Annotated in this window: 15 protein-coding genes and 1 riboswitch; of the genes, 9 read left to right on the forward strand and 6 right to left on the reverse strand. The window is 38.7% G+C overall.

Annotation, left to right across the window (positions count from 1 at the left end; genetic code table 11):
* The first annotated feature begins 40 nt into the window (after positions 1-40).
* The 8 genes from rapZ to EAF07_RS03585 all read left to right on the forward strand — a co-directional run bounded on the left by rapZ (position 41) and on the right by EAF07_RS03585 (position 8,840).
* A complete protein-coding gene (gene rapZ, locus EAF07_RS03540; protein WP_121834914.1) occupies positions 41-928 on the forward strand; it encodes an RNase adapter RapZ in 888 nt (295 codons plus the stop codon).
* Positions 925-1,902, forward strand: a complete 978-nt coding sequence (locus EAF07_RS03545; protein WP_121834915.1) for a YvcK family protein — start codon at positions 925-927, stop codon at positions 1,900-1,902. The genes rapZ and EAF07_RS03545 overlap by 4 nt, the downstream gene beginning before the upstream one ends.
* Positions 1,899-2,810 carry a DNA-binding protein WhiA gene (whiA, locus tag EAF07_RS03550; protein WP_121834916.1) on the forward strand — a complete coding sequence of 304 codons (912 nt, stop codon included), beginning with the start codon at positions 1,899-1,901 and terminating at the stop codon, positions 2,808-2,810. The genes EAF07_RS03545 and whiA overlap by 4 nt, the downstream gene beginning before the upstream one ends.
* 1,307 nt (positions 2,811-4,117) lie before the next feature.
* Positions 4,118-5,650: a metal ABC transporter solute-binding protein, Zn/Mn family gene (locus EAF07_RS03565; RefSeq protein ID WP_245962691.1), complete on the forward strand. Its 1,533-nt coding sequence runs from the start codon at positions 4,118-4,120 to the stop codon at positions 5,648-5,650.
* A gap of 253 nt (positions 5,651-5,903) precedes the next feature.
* Complete coding sequence (locus EAF07_RS03570) at positions 5,904-6,233, forward strand: zinc ribbon domain-containing protein YjdM (RefSeq protein ID WP_121834919.1); 330 nt, start codon at positions 5,904-5,906, stop codon at positions 6,231-6,233.
* Between the two features lie 373 nt (positions 6,234-6,606).
* Positions 6,607-7,248, forward strand: a complete 642-nt coding sequence (locus EAF07_RS03575) for an amino acid ABC transporter permease (RefSeq protein WP_121834920.1) — start codon at positions 6,607-6,609, stop codon at positions 7,246-7,248.
* 10 nt (positions 7,249-7,258) lie between these two features.
* Positions 7,259-7,888, forward strand: coding sequence for an amino acid ABC transporter ATP-binding protein (locus tag EAF07_RS03580; protein WP_121834921.1), 630 nt, complete (start codon positions 7,259-7,261; stop codon positions 7,886-7,888).
* A gap of 103 nt (positions 7,889-7,991) precedes the next feature.
* Entirely contained in the window at positions 7,992-8,840 is an 849-nt protein-coding gene (locus tag EAF07_RS03585; RefSeq protein WP_121834922.1) for an amino acid ABC transporter substrate-binding protein, read from the forward strand.
* Positions 8,841-8,904: 64 nt separating this feature from the next.
* Here EAF07_RS03585 and EAF07_RS03590 read toward each other — a convergent pair whose 3' ends face one another.
* The 6 genes from EAF07_RS03590 to thiT form a co-directional block, all read right to left on the reverse strand.
* Positions 8,905-11,382, reverse strand: a complete 2,478-nt coding sequence (locus EAF07_RS03590) for a pneumococcal-type histidine triad protein (protein WP_121834923.1) — start codon at positions 11,380-11,382, stop codon at positions 8,905-8,907.
* 11 nt (positions 11,383-11,393) lie between these two features.
* On the reverse strand, positions 11,394-12,314 hold the full coding sequence (locus EAF07_RS03595) for a metal ABC transporter solute-binding protein, Zn/Mn family (RefSeq protein ID WP_121834924.1): 921 nt from the start codon (positions 12,312-12,314) through the stop codon (positions 11,394-11,396).
* A 1,021-nt stretch (positions 12,315-13,335) separates the two neighbouring features.
* Positions 13,336-13,974, reverse strand: coding sequence for a histidine phosphatase family protein (locus EAF07_RS03600; protein ID WP_121834925.1), 639 nt, complete (start codon positions 13,972-13,974; stop codon positions 13,336-13,338).
* A gap of 20 nt (positions 13,975-13,994) precedes the next feature.
* Positions 13,995-14,360 (reverse strand): YccF domain-containing protein, encoded by a 366-nt coding sequence (locus EAF07_RS03605; RefSeq protein WP_121834926.1) that lies wholly within the window; start codon positions 14,358-14,360, stop codon positions 13,995-13,997.
* Positions 14,357-14,836 (reverse strand): aminoacyl-tRNA deacylase, encoded by a 480-nt coding sequence (locus EAF07_RS03610; protein WP_121834927.1) that lies wholly within the window; start codon positions 14,834-14,836, stop codon positions 14,357-14,359. Before EAF07_RS03610 ends, EAF07_RS03605 begins: the two co-directional genes overlap by 4 nt.
* Before the next feature lie 78 nt (positions 14,837-14,914).
* Positions 14,915-15,472: an energy-coupled thiamine transporter ThiT gene (thiT, locus tag EAF07_RS03615; RefSeq protein ID WP_121834928.1), complete on the reverse strand. Its 558-nt coding sequence runs from the start codon at positions 15,470-15,472 to the stop codon at positions 14,915-14,917.
* 37 nt (positions 15,473-15,509) lie between these two features.
* Positions 15,510-15,607, reverse strand: a riboswitch (TPP riboswitch).
* Positions 15,608-15,917: 310 nt separating this feature from the next.
* Here thiT and glmS point away from each other — a divergent pair.
* Complete coding sequence (gene glmS / locus EAF07_RS03620; RefSeq protein WP_121834929.1) at positions 15,918-17,732, forward strand: glutamine--fructose-6-phosphate transaminase (isomerizing); 1,815 nt, start codon at positions 15,918-15,920, stop codon at positions 17,730-17,732.
* Positions 17,733-17,822: the final 90 nt, after the last annotated feature.

The following is a 17,822-nucleotide window of genomic DNA, read 5'->3' on the forward strand; positions in this document are numbered from 1 at the left end:
GATACATTTCTTGTGACGTTAACGCTTAGGAGAATTTAGAATGACAAAAAAAATTAACCTTGTAATTGTGACTGGTATGAGCGGTGCAGGAAAAACAGTCGCTATCCAGTCTTTTGAAGATTTAGGATATTTTACCATTGATAATATGCCACCGGCACTTCTTCCAAAATTTTTGGAATTAGTCATGCACACTGAGGATAATGATAAGGTTGCGCTAGTGATTGATATGCGTAGCCGTTCCTTCTTTTTAGAAATCAGTGGTATTTTGGATAATTTGGAAAATGCGGAAGATCTTGACTTCAAGATTTTATTTTTGGATGCCACTGATGGTGAGCTGGTGTCACGCTACAAGGAAACACGCCGTAGCCATCCTTTAGCAGCAGATGGGCGCGTGTTGGACGGTATCAAGTTAGAACGTGAACTCTTGTCTCCTCTTAAGAGCATGAGTCAAAATGTGGTTGATACCAGTGAATTAACGCCTCGTCAACTGCGTCAAACTATATCAGAACAGTTCTCTTCGCAGGACAGTCAAGTTGGTTTTCGTATTGAAGTCGTCTCTTTTGGATTTAAATACGGATTGCCACTGGATGCAGACTTGGTTTTTGATGTGCGTTTTTTACCAAACCCTCACTATGTTCCAGAACTTCGTGAAAAGACTGGGCTAGACAAAGCAGTTTATGACTACGTGATGAGCTTTGATGAGAGTAATGGCTTCTACGAGAAATGGCTTCATTTGATGACTTCTATTTTGCCAGGCTATCAAAAAGAAGGAAAATCAGTTCTCACGATTGCAGTAGGCTGTACAGGTGGTCAGCATAGAAGCACTGCTTTTGCCCACCGTCTAGCGCAAGACTTACAGAAAGATTGGGTTGTCAATGAAAGTCACCGTGACAAAGACCGCCGTAAGGAAACGGTGAACCGCTCATGAGAAAACCCATTATAACTGTTATTGGCGGTGGGACAGGAATTCCTGTTATCTTAAATAGTCTCCGCCGTGAAGAGGTGGATCTGAGAGCGATTGTGACGGTTGCAGATGATGGTGGTTCTTCAGGAGAGTTGCGCACAGCCATGCAGTTGACTCCTCCAGGTGATTTGAGAAATGTTTTGGTTGCTATGTCTGATATGCCAAAGTTCTATGAGCAGATTTTCCAATATCGATTTAAAGACTCTGATGGTCCCTTATCAGGGCACCCGTTGGGAAATCTAATCATCGCTGGTATTTCAGAAATGCAAGGTTCTACCTACAATGCCATGCAGATTTTAACCAAATTTTTCCATACCACAGGGAAAATTTACCCCTCTAGCGAGCAAGCTTTGACTCTCCACGCTGTTTTTCAAGATGGTCACGAAGTTGTTGGTGAAAGCCATATAGCAGATTATCAAGGCATGATTGACCATGTTTTTGTCACCAATACCTATAACGATGAGGAGCCGACAGCTAGCCGCAAGGTGGTTGAGACGATTATGGAGAGCAATATGATTGTCCTTGGACCAGGGTCGCTCTTTACCTCTATTTTGCCAAATTTGGTGATTCCAGAAATTCGTGAAGCACTTCTTGCGACCAAGGCTCAGGTGGTCTATGTCTGCAACATCATGACCCAGTACGGTGAAACAGAGCATTTTACGGATGCGGATCATGTGGCAGTACTAAATCGTCACCTAGGGACAGATGTTATTGATACGGTTCTCGTCAATATTGAGCCTGTCCCCCAAAGTTACATGAATCGCAACCATTTTGACGAGTATTTGGTTCAGGTTGAGCACGATTTTAAAGGACTTTCAGAACTCTCGAAACGCGTGATTTCTTCAAACTTTTTACGTTTGGAAAATGGCGGAGCTTTCCACGATGGCGACTTAGTGGTTGAGGAACTCCTTACCTTATTAAGAGGGGTGAAAGAATGAGTTTTACCACAAAAACAAAAGAAGAGCTGCTTAGCCAAGCCCTTCTAGACAAAAATGAACTATCTGCCCTCATTAAAATGTCTGGGAGTTTGGGATTAACAGGTCAAGGCTTAACGCTCTCAATTATCACAGAAAATGCCAAAATGGCGCGACATATTTACAACCTTTTGGAAAATCTTTATTCTGTTACGCCAGAGATTCGACATCATCAAAAAGCTAATTTGCGTAAAAATCGTGTTTACACCGTTGTGGTTACAGAAAATGTCAATGACATGCTCTCTGATTTACAACTAGCCGATTCTGTTTTTGGTTTTGAAACTGGGATTGAAAGTTCTGTTTTGGAAGATGATGAAGCGGGGCGCAGCTATTTGCGAGGAGCTTTTTTAGCGACAGGTTCCATCCGAAATCCCGAATCAGGAAAATACCAATTAGAAATCGCCTCTGTTTACCTTGATCACGCAGAGGATTTAGCCGCTCTCATGCAAAAATTCATGCTAGATGCCAAGGTGATTGAGCGGAAAAGCGGTGCAGTGACCTATTTGCAAAAGGCAGAGGACATTATGGATTTCTTGATAGTCATCGGTGCCATGACAGCCAAGCAGGTCTTTGAAGAAGTCAAGGTGATGCGAGAAGCACGTAACGACATCAATCGTGCGAATAACGCCGAAACAGCCAATATTGCTAGAACAGTCAATGCCAGTGTCAAAACCATCAATAACATTGTTAAAATTATGGGGACGATAGGACTAGAGAGTTTACCAGTTGAACTTCAGGAAATCGCAACACTCCGCGTGAATAATCCCGATTTTACTATCCAACAATTAGCCGATAGCTTAGAGCCCCCACTCACAAAAAGTGGTGTTAACCACCGCCTAAGAAAAATCAACAAAATAGCAGAAGAAATCTAACTGAGATAGAGAGACTATTAAGAAATAGATTTCATATTGAAGGTAAATCTATTTATCCATAATGAATAGGCGCAGAGGTTTAGCGGATTTTAAATCAGCTTCCTATTTTTACGAGCGATAGCGAGCAAATAAAAGATACTTCCGCCGTGATGAAAGTTTCAGAAATGGATAAAATTCAATATTTCTGACACTCGGAATATTTGAGACTAATTGAACACGCCTACAATGCTATTAATTTAGACTCACTTTTCTAAATGCTTATCGTATCGTCGTCAAGCTCCCTAAAATTCTTTGCATTGCTTAACGGCTTTGTATCTTGAATTAGGCTCAAACATTAGTCAACCTCAAATAGTCCAGTGGACTATTTGAGGTTGGAAATAAAGCAGGCTACAGCCTGTGTCAAATACCCGTAGGAAGTCTGTTTGTGTCTGTTATCGTGTTTTAGCTTTAAAATAGTAAATTCGTTTAAGATAGACTGTCTCAGTCACAATGAATTCCCCGTCAACATATGGTTTTTTAATAATATCTTATTGTTGGTATTTTCTGCAATCATTACGAGCGACGAAGTCGCCACAACTAGCACTTTCCGCAGTGGTGATAGAGAGTGGGACAAAAATCGTTAAATCGTCAAAAAATGACGATTTCGATTTTGTCGTCCCACCTCCGCACAGTTGATTAGGATGGTCGCTAACGATTGCGTAGCAAGGGTTTAGGACTTCCAATCAACCACTGCGTCAATCTGTTAATACCATTAAGAATAGAAGGTTGAGATATTTATGTCCCAGCCTCGTAGGGGTGAAATTGTCCAGTGGACAGTTTCAGCCTGAGCTTAGAAACCTGGGAGCGAAGGAAACCTAGCTTTGCCAAGAAGGAATGGAACTCTGTAGGAGGGGAGGTTCTGACACTAACTTCGTCAGCTTCATTTCCCACCTCAAAAGGTCTCCCAGACCTTAACGATTGAGACGAACTTCGTTCGCCTTATTCCCCACCTCAAAAGGCCTTTTGAGCGCCCCACACCACATTAGGAGAAGTGCTAACAAAAATACTAAATAAAAACTAATTGACTTTAAAACTGTCCAGTGGACAGTTTTAAGTTTGAGCTTAGAAATTAGAAAGCGATAAAAGATACAAAGGAAAGTATCAAAAAAGACTTTTTCTTCAAACTGAAAAGAGGTCATCTAACCTCTTTTTTACTTTTTTACTTTTCGAAATAATAAATAAAAAAATAAGCTAAAACTCTTGCAAAAAAAATATATTCTGATATACTTAACCAGTAAACATTAAACTGGTTAAGAAAAGGAGATAACATGAATACCAAAAAAATGGGACTTTTAGTTGGTCTGGTAGCGCTTATCGTTGCTGCGACAGCTTTTTTTACCTTACAAAATAAATCTGAAAAATCTTCAGATAAAATCCAGGCAGTAGCGACTTTCTATCCTGTCTATGAGTTCACCAAAGCCGTTTTAGGTGATGAGGGAGAGGTAGACTTGCTCATCAAAGCAGGAACAGAAGTTCATGGTTTTGAACCGTCAACTAAAAATTTAACAACCATCCAAGAGTCAGATGTGTTTGTCTACGCAGATGACAACATGGAGACTTGGGCACCAAATTTAGCTAAGGCTATTGATACCGATAAGGTAAAAGTGATTAAAATGACAGGAGACATGCTTCTTCTAGCTGGTAGTGATGACCACGATCATGACCATGGTCACGGCGAGGAAGGGCATCACCATGCGTTTGACCCTCATGTTTGGGTGTCTCCTTACCGTGCCCTTCGTTTAGTTGAAAACATTAGCAAAGAGTTGAGCGCAGCTTATCCTGACAAAGCTAAGATTTTTGAAAAAAATGCTGACGCTTATATTGAAAAATTAAAAGCACTTGATGCTAAATATAGTGATGTTTTATCAACAGCTAAACAAAAATCATTTGTAACACAACACGCAGCTTTCAACTACTTGGCTCTAGATTATGGATTGAATCAAATTTCGATTACAGGTGTCTCTGCTGAAAGTGAACCAACAGCGCAACGATTGGCTGAATTAACATCTTATGTCAAAGCTCAAGGTATTAATTACATTTACTTTGAAGAAAATGCGTCTGCGGTCGTTTCTGAAACACTAGCAAAAGAAGCGGGTGTTAAAACAGCTGTTTTAAATCCATTGGAAAGTTTAACTAAGAAGCAAATGGAAGCTGGTGAAGATTACTTCTCAGTTATGGAAGCTAACTTAGAAGCTTTGCAATTGACCACAGAAAAAGAAGGAGCTACCATCCAACCAGAAGTAGCGCCAGAAAAAACAGTTTACGCAGGTTATTTTGAAGATTCTGCTATCAAAGATCGTCTCTTAACAGACTGGTCAGGTGAATGGCAATCTGTTTACCCTTACTTAGTTGATGGTACTTTTGATGAAATTTGGGATTATAAGGCTAAAAAATCTCAAGGTCAAATGAGCGCTAAGGAGTATAAGGATTACTATACAATCGGTTATAAGACAGATGTTGAAGCGATTACCATTGACGGTGATAAAAAGACAATGACGTTCACTCAAAACGGCAAGAGCCAAACTTTCACTTACAAATACGTTGGTTACAAAGTGTTGAACTACAAAAAAGGAAATCGAGGCGTTCGCTTCCTCTTTGAAACTGATGATGCCAATGCAGGAAACTTCAAATATGTTCAATTCAGTGACCATAGTATTGCACCAACTGAAGCAGGCCACTTCCATATTTACTTTGGTGGAAGCAGTCAAGAAGACTTGTTGAACGAGCTTGAAAACTGGCCAACATACTATCCAGCAGGTATGACTGGTCACGATGTGGCACAAGAAATCGTAGCTCACTAAAAAACAGTTTCATTCCCTCAAAACTTAGATTTTTTAAAAGCACATGACTAGAAATGGTGATGTGCTTTTTCCTTGACTTGTCAGCTTTGCTATTTTAAGGTACAATGAAATAGCAATTGTCTTTTAGTTTATAAGGATTATCGCTAAAGCGTTTATTTCAAAATGATGAGCGATGACGTAGTGACGTGTAACCACATCAGGTGGGGATGTTACTAAACATAAATTAAAATGCTATAAAAGAAAGGGAATAATGATGAATTTACCAAATTGTCCAAAATGTAACTCTGAATATGTCTATGAAGATGGAGTACTTCTAGTATGTCCAGAATGTGCCTATGAGTGGGATCCAAATGAAGTCGAAGAAGATGGCTTGGTTGTCTTGGATAGCAATGGCACACGATTAGCTGATGGTGACACTGTAACAGTAATCAAAGACCTAAAAGTAAAAGGAGCTCCTAAAGATATCAAACAAGGTACTCGTGTTAAAGGGATTCGACTTGTTGAGGGAGATCACAATATTGATTGTAAGATTGATGGTTTCGGTGCGATGAAATTAAAATCTGAATTTGTTAAAAAACTTTAATCAGATTAGAACTTGGAGGAATCCAAGTTTTTTTGTTAAATTTGTTTCAATAATTTATAAAATTTGTTATAATCATACACATACTATTTTTATGAGTGGTTAATAGAAATAGTGAAGAAAATAGAATAAAAGCATTGTATTTATACTAAAATAAAAGTATAAAACAGTCATTTTACAAATGATCAGTAAATCAACATTTTTTTAATATTTATTAATAGTATATGGAAATGTTACTGATTTTTATTTTCTTGGTCCATTTTTAATTGATAGGAGAAGTTCCTTAATGCGTTTAACAGGTTAATGGTGGACGTATGATGGTATTTTGACTTTGATTATTGAGATTGGAAATCATAATACATAGAAGGAGGAAACCATGTCCGATTTTTTGACGCTCTTACCAAGACTTTGGGAAGGTGCACAAGTTACCTTACAAATTTTTGCTGTCGTCTTAGTGTTGTCGATTCCTTTAGGAATCATTGTCGCATTTTTAATGCAAGTTAAGTTTAAACCTTTGGAGTGGTTCCTCCATCTATACATCTGGATAATGCGTGGAACCCCGCTCTTGTTACAGTTGATTTTCTTCTTTTTTGTCCTTCCTAATATCGGGATTAAACTAGATAGAATTCCTTCTGCAATTTTGGCGTTTACGGTTAACTATGCTGCCTATTTTGCGGAAATATTCCGTGGTGGTATAGCTTCTATTCCAAAAGGTCAGTATGAGGCAGCTAAGGTCTTGAAATTAAAACCTTTCCAGACCATTCGTTATATCATACTGCCTCAAGTGACTAAGATTGTTTTACCGAGTGTTTTCAATGAAGTGATTACCTTGGTCAAGGATACTTCTTTAGTCCATGTTGTCGGCATTACAGAGCTTTTTCGTGTCAGTCAAACAGCAACTAACCGTGAAGCAAGTCTCATGCCTATGTTTTACGCGGGGGCTATTTACCTGATTATGGTTGGGCTTGCGACCCTCTTGTCTAAACAGGCTGAAAAATATTTTGGCTATTACAAATAGGAGGTTAATGATGCTTGAACTAAAAAATATTTCAAAAAGTTTTGGAAGTAAAAAAATATTTTATCAGTTTAACCTTACCATAGAAGATGGTAAAGTTCTCTCACTCGTGGGTCCATCAGGCGGTGGGAAAACAACGCTTCTTCGCATGCTAGCTGGTCTTGAGAGCATTGATTCAGGAGAGATTATTTACAACGGGCAATCTGTTGCTATTGATCACCTTGAGACCTTGAATTTATTGGGCTTTGTCTTTCAAGATTTTCAGCTTTTCCCACATCTTAGTGTTTTAGAAAATTTGACGCTGTCTCCTATTAAGACAATGGGTGTTTCTAGGGAAAAAGCAGAGCAAAAAGCTTATGATTTATTGGGACGCTTAGGGCTAAAAGACCATGCCAAAGCCTACCCACATTCTTTATCTGGTGGTCAAAAACAGCGTGTGGCGCTGGCTCGTGCCATGATGATCGATCCGCAGATTATTGGCTATGATGAACCGACATCAGCTCTTGACCCAGAGCTTCGACAAGAAGTGGAAAAATTAATCTTACAAAATCGTGAAGCTGGTATGACACAAATTGTTGTGACGCATGACCTAGCTTTTGCAGAGACGATTTCGGATCACATTTTAAGAGTTAATCCAAAGTAGTGCGATAATAGTCGCTTTACAAGGAATGTTAGAAGATACTAGAGTTAGAAAGGACAAGATTTAAGACTTCTGTATAGAAACTTAGATTTTGGGGTATCATATTATGAAATTGAATAAACTAATGACAAGTTTTGTAGCAGCAGCATCAGCAGCTTTGCTATTGGCTGCATGTAGCTCAAATAGCACAAAAACAGCTTCTGAAGGTGACAAGTGGGACACTTATGTTGCTGATAAATCAATTACCATTGGGTTTGACAATACCTTTGTGCCAATGGGCTTTGAAGATGATAAAGGTGAAAACACAGGTTTCGACATTGATCTTGCCAATGCTGTTTTTGAAAAATACGACATTAAAGTTAACTGGCAGCCAATCAGCTGGGAAATGAAGGAAAATGAACTCAATAGTGGCAATATTGACCTCATTTGGAATGGATATACGATGTCTGAAGAGCGTGCAAAGAAAGTTCTCTTTACAAATCCTTACATGCTAAGTGAGCAAGTTTTAGTAACCAAAAACGATTCTGGGATTACAAAAACACCTGATATGAAGGAGAAAGTTCTTGGTGTTCAGGCTGGATCATCTGGTTATGACGAATTTGTTAATAAACCAGAAGTATTGCAGGATATCGTTAAAGATAATGATGCCGTGCTTTATGACACCTTTACCCAAGCTTTTCTCGATTTAGAAAATGGTCGTATTGATGCCTTATTGGTTGATAATGTATATGCTAACTATTATTTAAAACAAGCTAATGAGTTGGATAACTATAAAGTCTTCTCATCAGGCTTAGAAGTCGGTGACTTTGGTGTAGGTGCTCGCAAGGAAGATAAAACTTTGGTTGAAAAAATCAATGTAGCCTTTACAGAGCTCTACAAAGAAGGAAAATACCAAGACATTTCAGAAAAATGGTTTGGTGAAGATACAGCTACTGAATCTGTTAAAGGTAAATAGTAGCCAAATAGTAGTAAAAAAACCTCCGAAAGTTCAAAAAATACTTTTGCGGAGGTTTTTTATTTTAGTTTATTTTTTCTAATGTTTTGATATCATATAAGACTAATTTCCCATTATCATCATAGAATTGAACGCCTTCTGGAAGGAAAATAAGGAATTTTCGATCCCGATTAGCTATTTGAGCAATTTTATTAATATGTTCTTCTAGTGTTTCTTGGTCCAAACCATAATCAGGTAACCCTTCGAAGAAAGGATCGCTTGGAGTGGGTTCCTCTGAGGTTTCTGAGGGTGTAGTCACTTGTGGTGCTTCTTCGGTTGAAGAAACTGGTTCAGTTGTTTTAGGAGCTACAAGAGCAGAAACAGTTTCTGTAGTAGTTTCTTTTGGCTTAGTTGAACTTTCGGTTTGAGAAGTTGATTTTTCTTGTTTCTGCTTCAAAAGTTCTTGTGACTCTTGCCATTCAGCATCAGAAAGATCTTCTTTACGAATAGTGCGTAGGGATTTTCCGTTAGCTCTTGGGATACTAAATGAATTATTACGCCAGACAAAGGTTCCTTTAGCTAAAATATCTGATGGGTGGAAAATATAGCCATCCGGTTCAGTGTAACGACCGGCTTGTTTGGCAGCTTGCAGTTCTTCTGTTGAATACGTAATTTGCCAATTTTGTAGGCTATCGCGTTGCTCTTTAGGCGTTACATTGGCAATAACTGTTGGACTCTCTTCATGTCCAGGATTTGACCATATATCTGGGCGAACTTCAGGGTGAAGCATGACGTATTTTATGGTAGCGATTTGGTCAGGTGTTAACCAAGAATAGGGAACAACGTGGATATGATCAATGTGAGGGATGACAAAGGAATTGCCAGTGTCATAAGTTGCGTTGCCAGCGTGCATTGGGAGGCTAGAAACGGCTACAGCGAGTTTAGGAGCAATATCTGACTGTGCGATGTCATATTGATAATGGCTACTATCTTGTAACATGAGTTCTTGTTCAGCAAAGGCAATTTGTGTAAGATCAAGTTCATCGCGACTGTAGAAGTAATCTTTACCGTCGCGAGTGATGATATAGCCCACTTTCCCATTGCTTATATGCTTCTTACTAACTTTTTTAGCCTCAAATACTGGAGTATCACCAGCTTGAGTATTATCAAAAATCGCTTTTAGCTGATTAAGTTGGTTTTGGGATGAAAGCCATTCAGTCACTTGGTCAAGTTCAGATTGTTCCAATTCCCCAAAACCAATGTAGTGGTAATGCTCTTCGTGTTTGGCTGTAACACCTGATTTATCAACGGATACAATGGATTCTTTACTGAAAATATAATGATCGCTAGTATCATAAGGTTTGCCATCCAAGCCTTTTCCATAGGCAACAATAGTATGACCAAGAAATTGATGACTTTTATCAGTTGAAGGTGATTTATTAGGAATAATTTTTTCAGGAATAAGAGCTGTACCCTGGCGTTGACCAGATAAGAATCTATCTGCTAGAATAACTTCAAGTTCGGATAATTGGTTTCGTGGGATAATATGAAAATGATCGCCATGTGGAATAATATAACCAAAATGATTAACACCTGTGACTTGAGTCGGTTCAAAAATTAGGCCGTCTTCCTCGACATGACGATACTTTTTATCTAACTGGTGTAATTGAGATAAAAGCTCATCAAACGATTTATTGTTAAAGTCCTTATTGTAGCTTAATAACGGTTTGATTATAGAAGATGGTGGTATAGGGCCTGTTTGCCCTGTACCTGATGGCGTATAGTAGCTAGGTGCCAGTACAGAAGTATTTTTTGAAACATTACTTTTTCCATTCTTTTGGTTCCAATACTGCTGTGCTTCTGCCAATTCACGAGGAGATAAATCTTTTTTAGGAATATAGTGGAAATGATTGCCATGAGGTACTAAATAGGCATCACCGAAATCATCAATGATATCGGTTGGGTTAAAAACGTAACCATCATCAGTCGTATAACGCCCTTCTTGTTTGGCTTTGCTGATAGCCATTTTTTCCGGTTGTGTGAGATGATGAGATTTTCCTCTTTCTTTGGCCTCTTTTGTGCCCCAAGCCACTTGTTCAGCAATCTCTTCTTTGCTTCGGATATTTTTTTTCTTGCTATTAGGTTTTAAGTAAACGTAATAATTTCCGTTGACTTTAATAATATAACCATCTTGAATCTCGTTGACCACATCTGCTTCATTAAAGTGGTAATTAGGGTCGGTCATTAGCAGTTCTTCACTGATAATCGCATCGTACGGGACTTTTCCATTGTAGAAGTGGAAGTGATCGCCATGTGATGTGACATAGCCCTGGTCAGTGATTTTGATGACAATTTGTTCAGCTGAAATCCCTTCTTCAGCATTGATTTGTTCCATGGTTTTGTTTTTTGACACGGGTGAGGTTGATTGCCGTTGATCAATATAGGCTACTTCATTCTCTCGGTTTGTTTGCTGAGCTTGATGTGTTCCAACATAATAAATTGCGATATGACTTGCCAGTAAAAGGGCAGCAGCAGAGCTAAAATAAATGGTTTTCTTTTTCATGAGAGTTCTCCTTATTGTAAATATTGGTAAATAATTTCTAAGTTAAGACGAAGATTTTCTAAATAAGTTTTATTGTTATTGGGAACAGATTCTAGTGGACTTAGTTTTTTGACCTTTGCTCTTGTTGCGTCAGCAATCACTTGAGCGATTTTAGGATTAACATTGTCTTCGGTGAAAATTGTTTTAATACCATAAGTTTGAATGAAATCCTGAATTTCTGTTAACTGTCTTGGAGACGGTTCTTGTTCAGGAGAAATACCTGAGATTCCAAGTTGATTTAAGCCAAAACGTTTGGCTAAATAATGAAAAGCAGTATGTTGTGTAACAAAGGTCTTAGAAGTAACTTTCTTAAATTTTTCTTGATATTCATTTCCCAATTGCTCGGCTTCTTTTTGAAAATGTTTAGCATTGTTTGTATAGTAAGAAGCATTTTTAGGATCTATCCGTCCAAGTTCCTTGGCAATCATAAGCGCCTCTTCGCTAGCTAAATAAGGATCGGTCCAAGTATGAGGGTCATATAAGGTTGCAGGGTCTATTCCTTCTGAGACGGGAATATCTTCCAAACCTTGTACTCTGTCTAGTGTTAGAGTTTGTGAGGCTTCAAAAACAGCAACATCAGAGTTTTGTAAATTGGGGTCTAAATCTCCTGCCCAAGATTCAAGTGTGTGTGAATGATAAATGAATAAATCAGCATCATATATAGCAGCTACATCGTTAACAGATGGTTCAAAAGAGTGAATGCCGGCACTAGACTGAATCATTCTGACATCGTTAAGGTCTCCTGAAACAGCTTTAGTAATGGCGTAGATGGGGTAAAAACTTGTCACAATAGACAGACCTTCCTTTGGTTTAGCTGTTTTGGAATGATTATGGCAGGCGTAGAGAGTGGGAAGTAATAGTAGTAAAGCAATAATGTGACAATATTTTTTCATAAAATCTCCTTTGCAATATAATTAACCAGTTAACAACTGGTTAATTATATCTCTAAAAAAATAGTTTGTCAATATTTTTTTTGAAACCGCTAATTTAGAAGGCAGATTCAAGCTTCTACTACAGTTTCTAGTGCTGAAACGATTCAGAGACTCAGGACTCACTGATACGGAGGTGACTGTGGTGGAATAAGTAGTATATCTTTTCCATGTCCATTGTTTTTGGAGATTACTAAAAATCCTAATACTCAACCAAAATCAAAATTAGCATATTGAGCAAACTCAAGGACCAATAAAGGTATCAATTTCCAAGCGCTTCTTTCGCCATGGTGGTATTATAATCAAGAGTAAACTCTTGATTATAACGGACTTTTTGAGACCTAGGCTCAAAAAGTAGCAATGAAACTCCAAAGGAGGTTTGAGAGTGGGACAGAAGTCATGATTTCGAAGAAATTGACTTCGTCGTCCCACCTCCGCACAGTTGATTAGGATGGCCGCTAACGATTGCGTGGTAGTAAAATAGTCCAGTGGACTATTTTAGGTGGACACTTGAAAATGAAGAAGTGTCCAGTTGCAGACCTCCAATCAACCACTGCGTCAATCTGTTATTACCATTAAAAATAGAAGGTTGAGATATTTATGTCCCAACCTCTTTTCCGCCTCAAAAGGTTCCCCAAACCACGACAAACGAATGAAAGATTTTTAGCAAGAAAACAAAGCTTTTTGTATTTCAATTTTCGGCTTTTTCAAAAATACGTTTTATTATTGAGCTGTTTTGCTATAGGAAAAGTATTGAGAGTATCTACTTTAAACTGTACTATAATTCGGAAATAACTGTTTCATGCGTTTGTCCTGTTCCCCAAACCTTTTGAGCGTCCGCACCTTTTAAGAAAGAAGTAAAAAAGTAATTTTTGATTTTTGACAAGTATAAAATTACTAACTTTAAAGCAGGTATCAGATAAAAAAAGAAGCTGGGATCATTTCCCAACTTCCTTAAATAGAGAGGTATATATTATTTTTATGCTTAAATAGCTTTTTTCTTTTCTAGGTATTCTTTATCGTTCCAAGTGACAAGATCGAATTGTTTGAAATCTTGGGTTTCTAAAATGGTTAGGCTAGCGTTTGATAGTCCACCAGCACGACGAAGTTGAGCGGATGGATAGCCGAGAAGATGGCGGATAGAAGCTGTTAGACTAGCACCGTGTCCAATGATAAGAACATTTTCAACATTGCTATCTTGTAAACTTTTTACAAAATCAGCGATGCGGTGAGTAACTTGAAAGACTGATTCAGCTCTAAATTGTGTAGCATTGAATTGCACTAAATTGTGGCGGAATGCATACATTTGTTTTGGATAGATGGCTTCCATGTTGCTGATTTTTTTATTTTCGAGAATGCCTAAATTCCACTCACGTAGGCTTTCAGTTGTCTCAAGAGTGAGGTCGTTATTGTCATGTTTGTCAATCAGTAGCTGTGCAGTATCAACAGCACGTTTTTGATCACTTGAAAAAACCTTATCAAAGTTGATATCTGATAAATGTTCACCGAGCTCTGCAATGTCCTCTAAAGCCTCAGGCAAGAGAGGAGAATCGGCGTTTGCACCTTGGAAACGTCCTTCCAAGTTCCATTCTGTTTTTCCATGACGAACAAAATAAAGTTTCATTGTAATAGTTAGCTCCAATTCTAATGTTTTTCAATACTAATACCAAAGGGAAAGAGCCCCAGCATGGCAAGTTTAAGGGATTGAATGGCAAATGGGATACCGATAATGGTACAACAAAGGAAAACAGCGGTACCAATATGAAGAAGAAAGAGTTCCCAGCCACAGAGTATGATCCAAATTAAGTTAAAAAGCAAACTTGTCGTACGAGTTGAGGGAATAACTTCTTTTCCAAATGGAAAAAGTCCAAAACGGGCAATTTTAAAACATTGCATTCCAAAAGGTATACCTATGACAGATAGGCATAGGACCAAACCAATGACAGTCCAGGCTATCCAAGACCAAAGTCCAGCAGCAAGGAACCAAATGACGTTTCCTAGAGTTCTCATCTGTCCTCCTTAATATCATCAAACTGTGCACTAACAAAATCAGCTAGAACTTGGCTTTCAATACGAATAGACCGCCCAATTTCACCAGCAGACACAATCATTTGCCCCATCTCTAGAGCGATTTGGTCAATATAGATAGGAAATTGGTGCTTTTGGCGAATACCGACAGGATTATTTGCCCCGTGAACATAACCAGTGGTCTTTTGTAAGTCCTTTTGAGGGATCATAGAGACTTTCTTGTTACCAGAAACCTTAGCCAATTTTTTCTCAGATAAGTGTTCTGTGATTGGTAAAATTCCAATGAGAGGACCAGTTTTATCACCTATTAATGCCAGAGTTTTGAAAATGGTAGAACGGTCAATGTCATCAGGTGTTTGCCCCTCTAGACCATTGAAGCTAAGGCTATCGTGAGCAATGCCTGCCTTGTCCAAGATTTGGTCAACCAATGTTTTTTTAATCTTGCTTTTCTTAGCCATGTTTTCATGTCTCCTTGCTAAATAAAAAAACAGTATAATAAATCTATTATACCATTTTATGTATGTTTTGTCAGAAACTTATCGGCTTGGTTGGAAAAATTTTGGCTGTGTTTTTAGTAAAATGATAATGACAATGGCAACGACACCAAGTGTCAAAGTGCCAGCTGTGCCATTTACCGTAAAGGAATACCACTCGGCAGAAACCCCTTCAGGAGCATAGGAACCCCAAAAAATAACGCCAGCGATGTAGTGGCAGATATAGCGTACAAGAGTTGCCAAGGTAGCACCTAATAAGGCAAAAGTAAGGGTTGCAGTCTTTTTAATTGTCTTAAGAGACTTTTGCAATGGACTTGTCATGAAACCAGCTAACCCCATACAAGCAAAGGCAAGAATGTATTCGATGCCTACTTGAGAAAGATTGAGGTAATAAACTTTACCTAGAGGAAAATGTAGTAATCCCCATATCAATCCAGCAAGAATACCGTACTTGGTTCCTCTGCGCAGGGAGAACAGAACGAGGGGTATAGCGCCGAAAGATGGTGTAAACCACTCCGCAAAATCTGGAATAAGGGACAGAACCATGGCAAGAGCAGCAAAAATCGCAGCTTCAACGAGAGGGGTAACTTTTTGGGACATAAAAAACTCCTTTGTCTGTACACAAAGAAGCATCTTTTTAGATGTCTGTCACAATCCCTACGCTCGTCCTAACGAGATCAGGTAATGAGGATTTCGCAGATGCGATCTCAGCCAAAGGCACTCCCTTGTGTGTAAAACTATTTTTGATATTCGTATTGTAACTGAAAACCATTTCAAAAGCAAGTAAAGTGATTGTGTGATTATATCAACTATTTTAAAAGTATCTTATCATGTCAGAGTAGTCTCAAAAGTAAGTTTTGCTATATTTTTCATCTTGGTCTTCACTAAGATTTGGTTATCCCGTGGGATTTCCTTTGTAGATTTAAGGTGAAATGACTATACCAATTTTATATTTGACAAAAGATATCTATTAACTTATACTGTAATAGTCGTATTTTAAAGAAATAAATTAGACTATACCAATTTTAAAAAAGAGGAAATCATTATGTGTGGAATTGTTGGTGTTGTAGGAAATAAAAATGCTACAGACATCTTGATGCAAGGTCTTGAAAAATTAGAATATCGTGGTTATGATTCGGCAGGTATCTATGTTGCCAATGGTCAAAAGACTAGCTTGGTCAAATCTGTTGGTCGTATTGCAGACTTACGAGCAAAATTAGGCATTGATATTGCAGGGACTGCTGGGATTGGGCATACCCGTTGGGCAACTCACGGAAAACCAAGTGAAATCAATGCGCACCCTCATCAATCAGAGACTTCTCGTTTTACCCTTGTTCACAATGGGGTTATTGAAAACTTTGCTGAGATTAAAGCGGATTATCTAGCTGGTCACAATCTTAAAGGGCAAACAGATACTGAAATTGCGGTTCACCTTATTGGTAAATTTGCCGAAGAAGATGGCCTATCTGTTCTTGATGCTTTCCGTAAAGCTTTATCAATTATTGAAGGGTCTTATGCTTTTGCGCTCATGGACGCTGAAGATGCTGATACCATCTATGTCGCTAAAAATAAATCACCACTCCTTATTGGTCTAGGTGACGGCTATAATATGGTCTGCTCAGACGCTATGGCCATGATTCGTGAAACATCAGAATACATGGAAATTCATGATAAAGAATTGGTTATTGTAAAAGCTGATAGTGTTCAAGTACAAGATTATGCTGGAAATGCGATTGAACGTGGTAGCTACACAGCTGAATTAGACCTTTCTGATATTGGTAAAGGGACTTACCCTTATTACATGTTGAAAGAAATTGATGAGCAACCAACAGTGATGCGTAAATTGATTTCAGCCTATACAGATGATGCGGGTCAAATCACTGTTGATGCTGATATTATTAAGGCGGTTCAAGAAGCTGATCGTATCTATATCATCGCAGCAGGAACCTCTTACCATGCCGGTTTTGCCTCAAAAGATTTCCTTGAGCAATTGACAGATACACCTGTTGAACTTGGTATTGCCTCAGAGTGGGGTTACAATCAACCATTACTAAGTCAAAAACCTCTCTTCATCTTTATCAGCCAATCTGGTGAGACTGCTGACAGCCGTCAGGTACTTGTCCGTGCTAATGCGATGGGCATTCCAAGTTTGACAGTAACAAATGTTCCAGGATCAACCCTGTCTCGTGAAGCCAACTACACCATGTTGCTTCATGCTGGTCCCGAAATTGCGGTAGCTTCAACAAAAGCCTACACAGCTCAGATTGCGACTCTTGCCGTTCTAGCAAAAGCTGTCGGTGACGCTAATGGCAATAGCAAAGCAGCTAACTTTGATTTGGTTCATGAACTGTCAATCGTTGCTCAGTCTATTGAAGCGAGCCTTTCTGAAAAAGACGTTATTGAAGCGAAAGTGGCAGATCTTTTGGCAACATCACGCAATGCTTTCTATATTGGACGTGGAACTGATTACTATGTTGCCATGGAAGCATCATTGAAATTGAAGGAAATTTCTTATATCCAATGTGAGGGATTTGCTGCTGGTGAATTGAAACACGGTACTATTTCCTTGATTGAAGATGGCGTGCCAGTCATTGCGCTTATCTCAAATAATGAAACTCTTGCTGCCCATACTCGTGGTAATATCCAAGAAGTAGCAGCACGTGGTGCTAGTGTCTTAACAATTGTTGATGAAGCGATGGCTCGTGATGAAGATGATATCAAAGTCTTAACCGTTCACCCATTCTTGTCAGCAATTGCTATGGTTGTGCCAACTCAATTAGTTGCTTACTATGCAACCCTTCAACGTGGGCTTGATGTGGATAAACCACGCAACCTTGCCAAATCTGTAACGGTTGAATAATAAATTTAGAGGTTCGGGATTCCTGGACCTCTTTTTACGTTTGGCTTGTGTGCTGACGTAATAGTGCAAGCTTCTAGGAGCTACTATTCG

Source organism: Streptococcus hillyeri, assembly GCF_003686955.1.
Classification (GTDB): Bacteria; Bacillota; Bacilli; order Lactobacillales; family Streptococcaceae; genus Streptococcus; species Streptococcus hillyeri.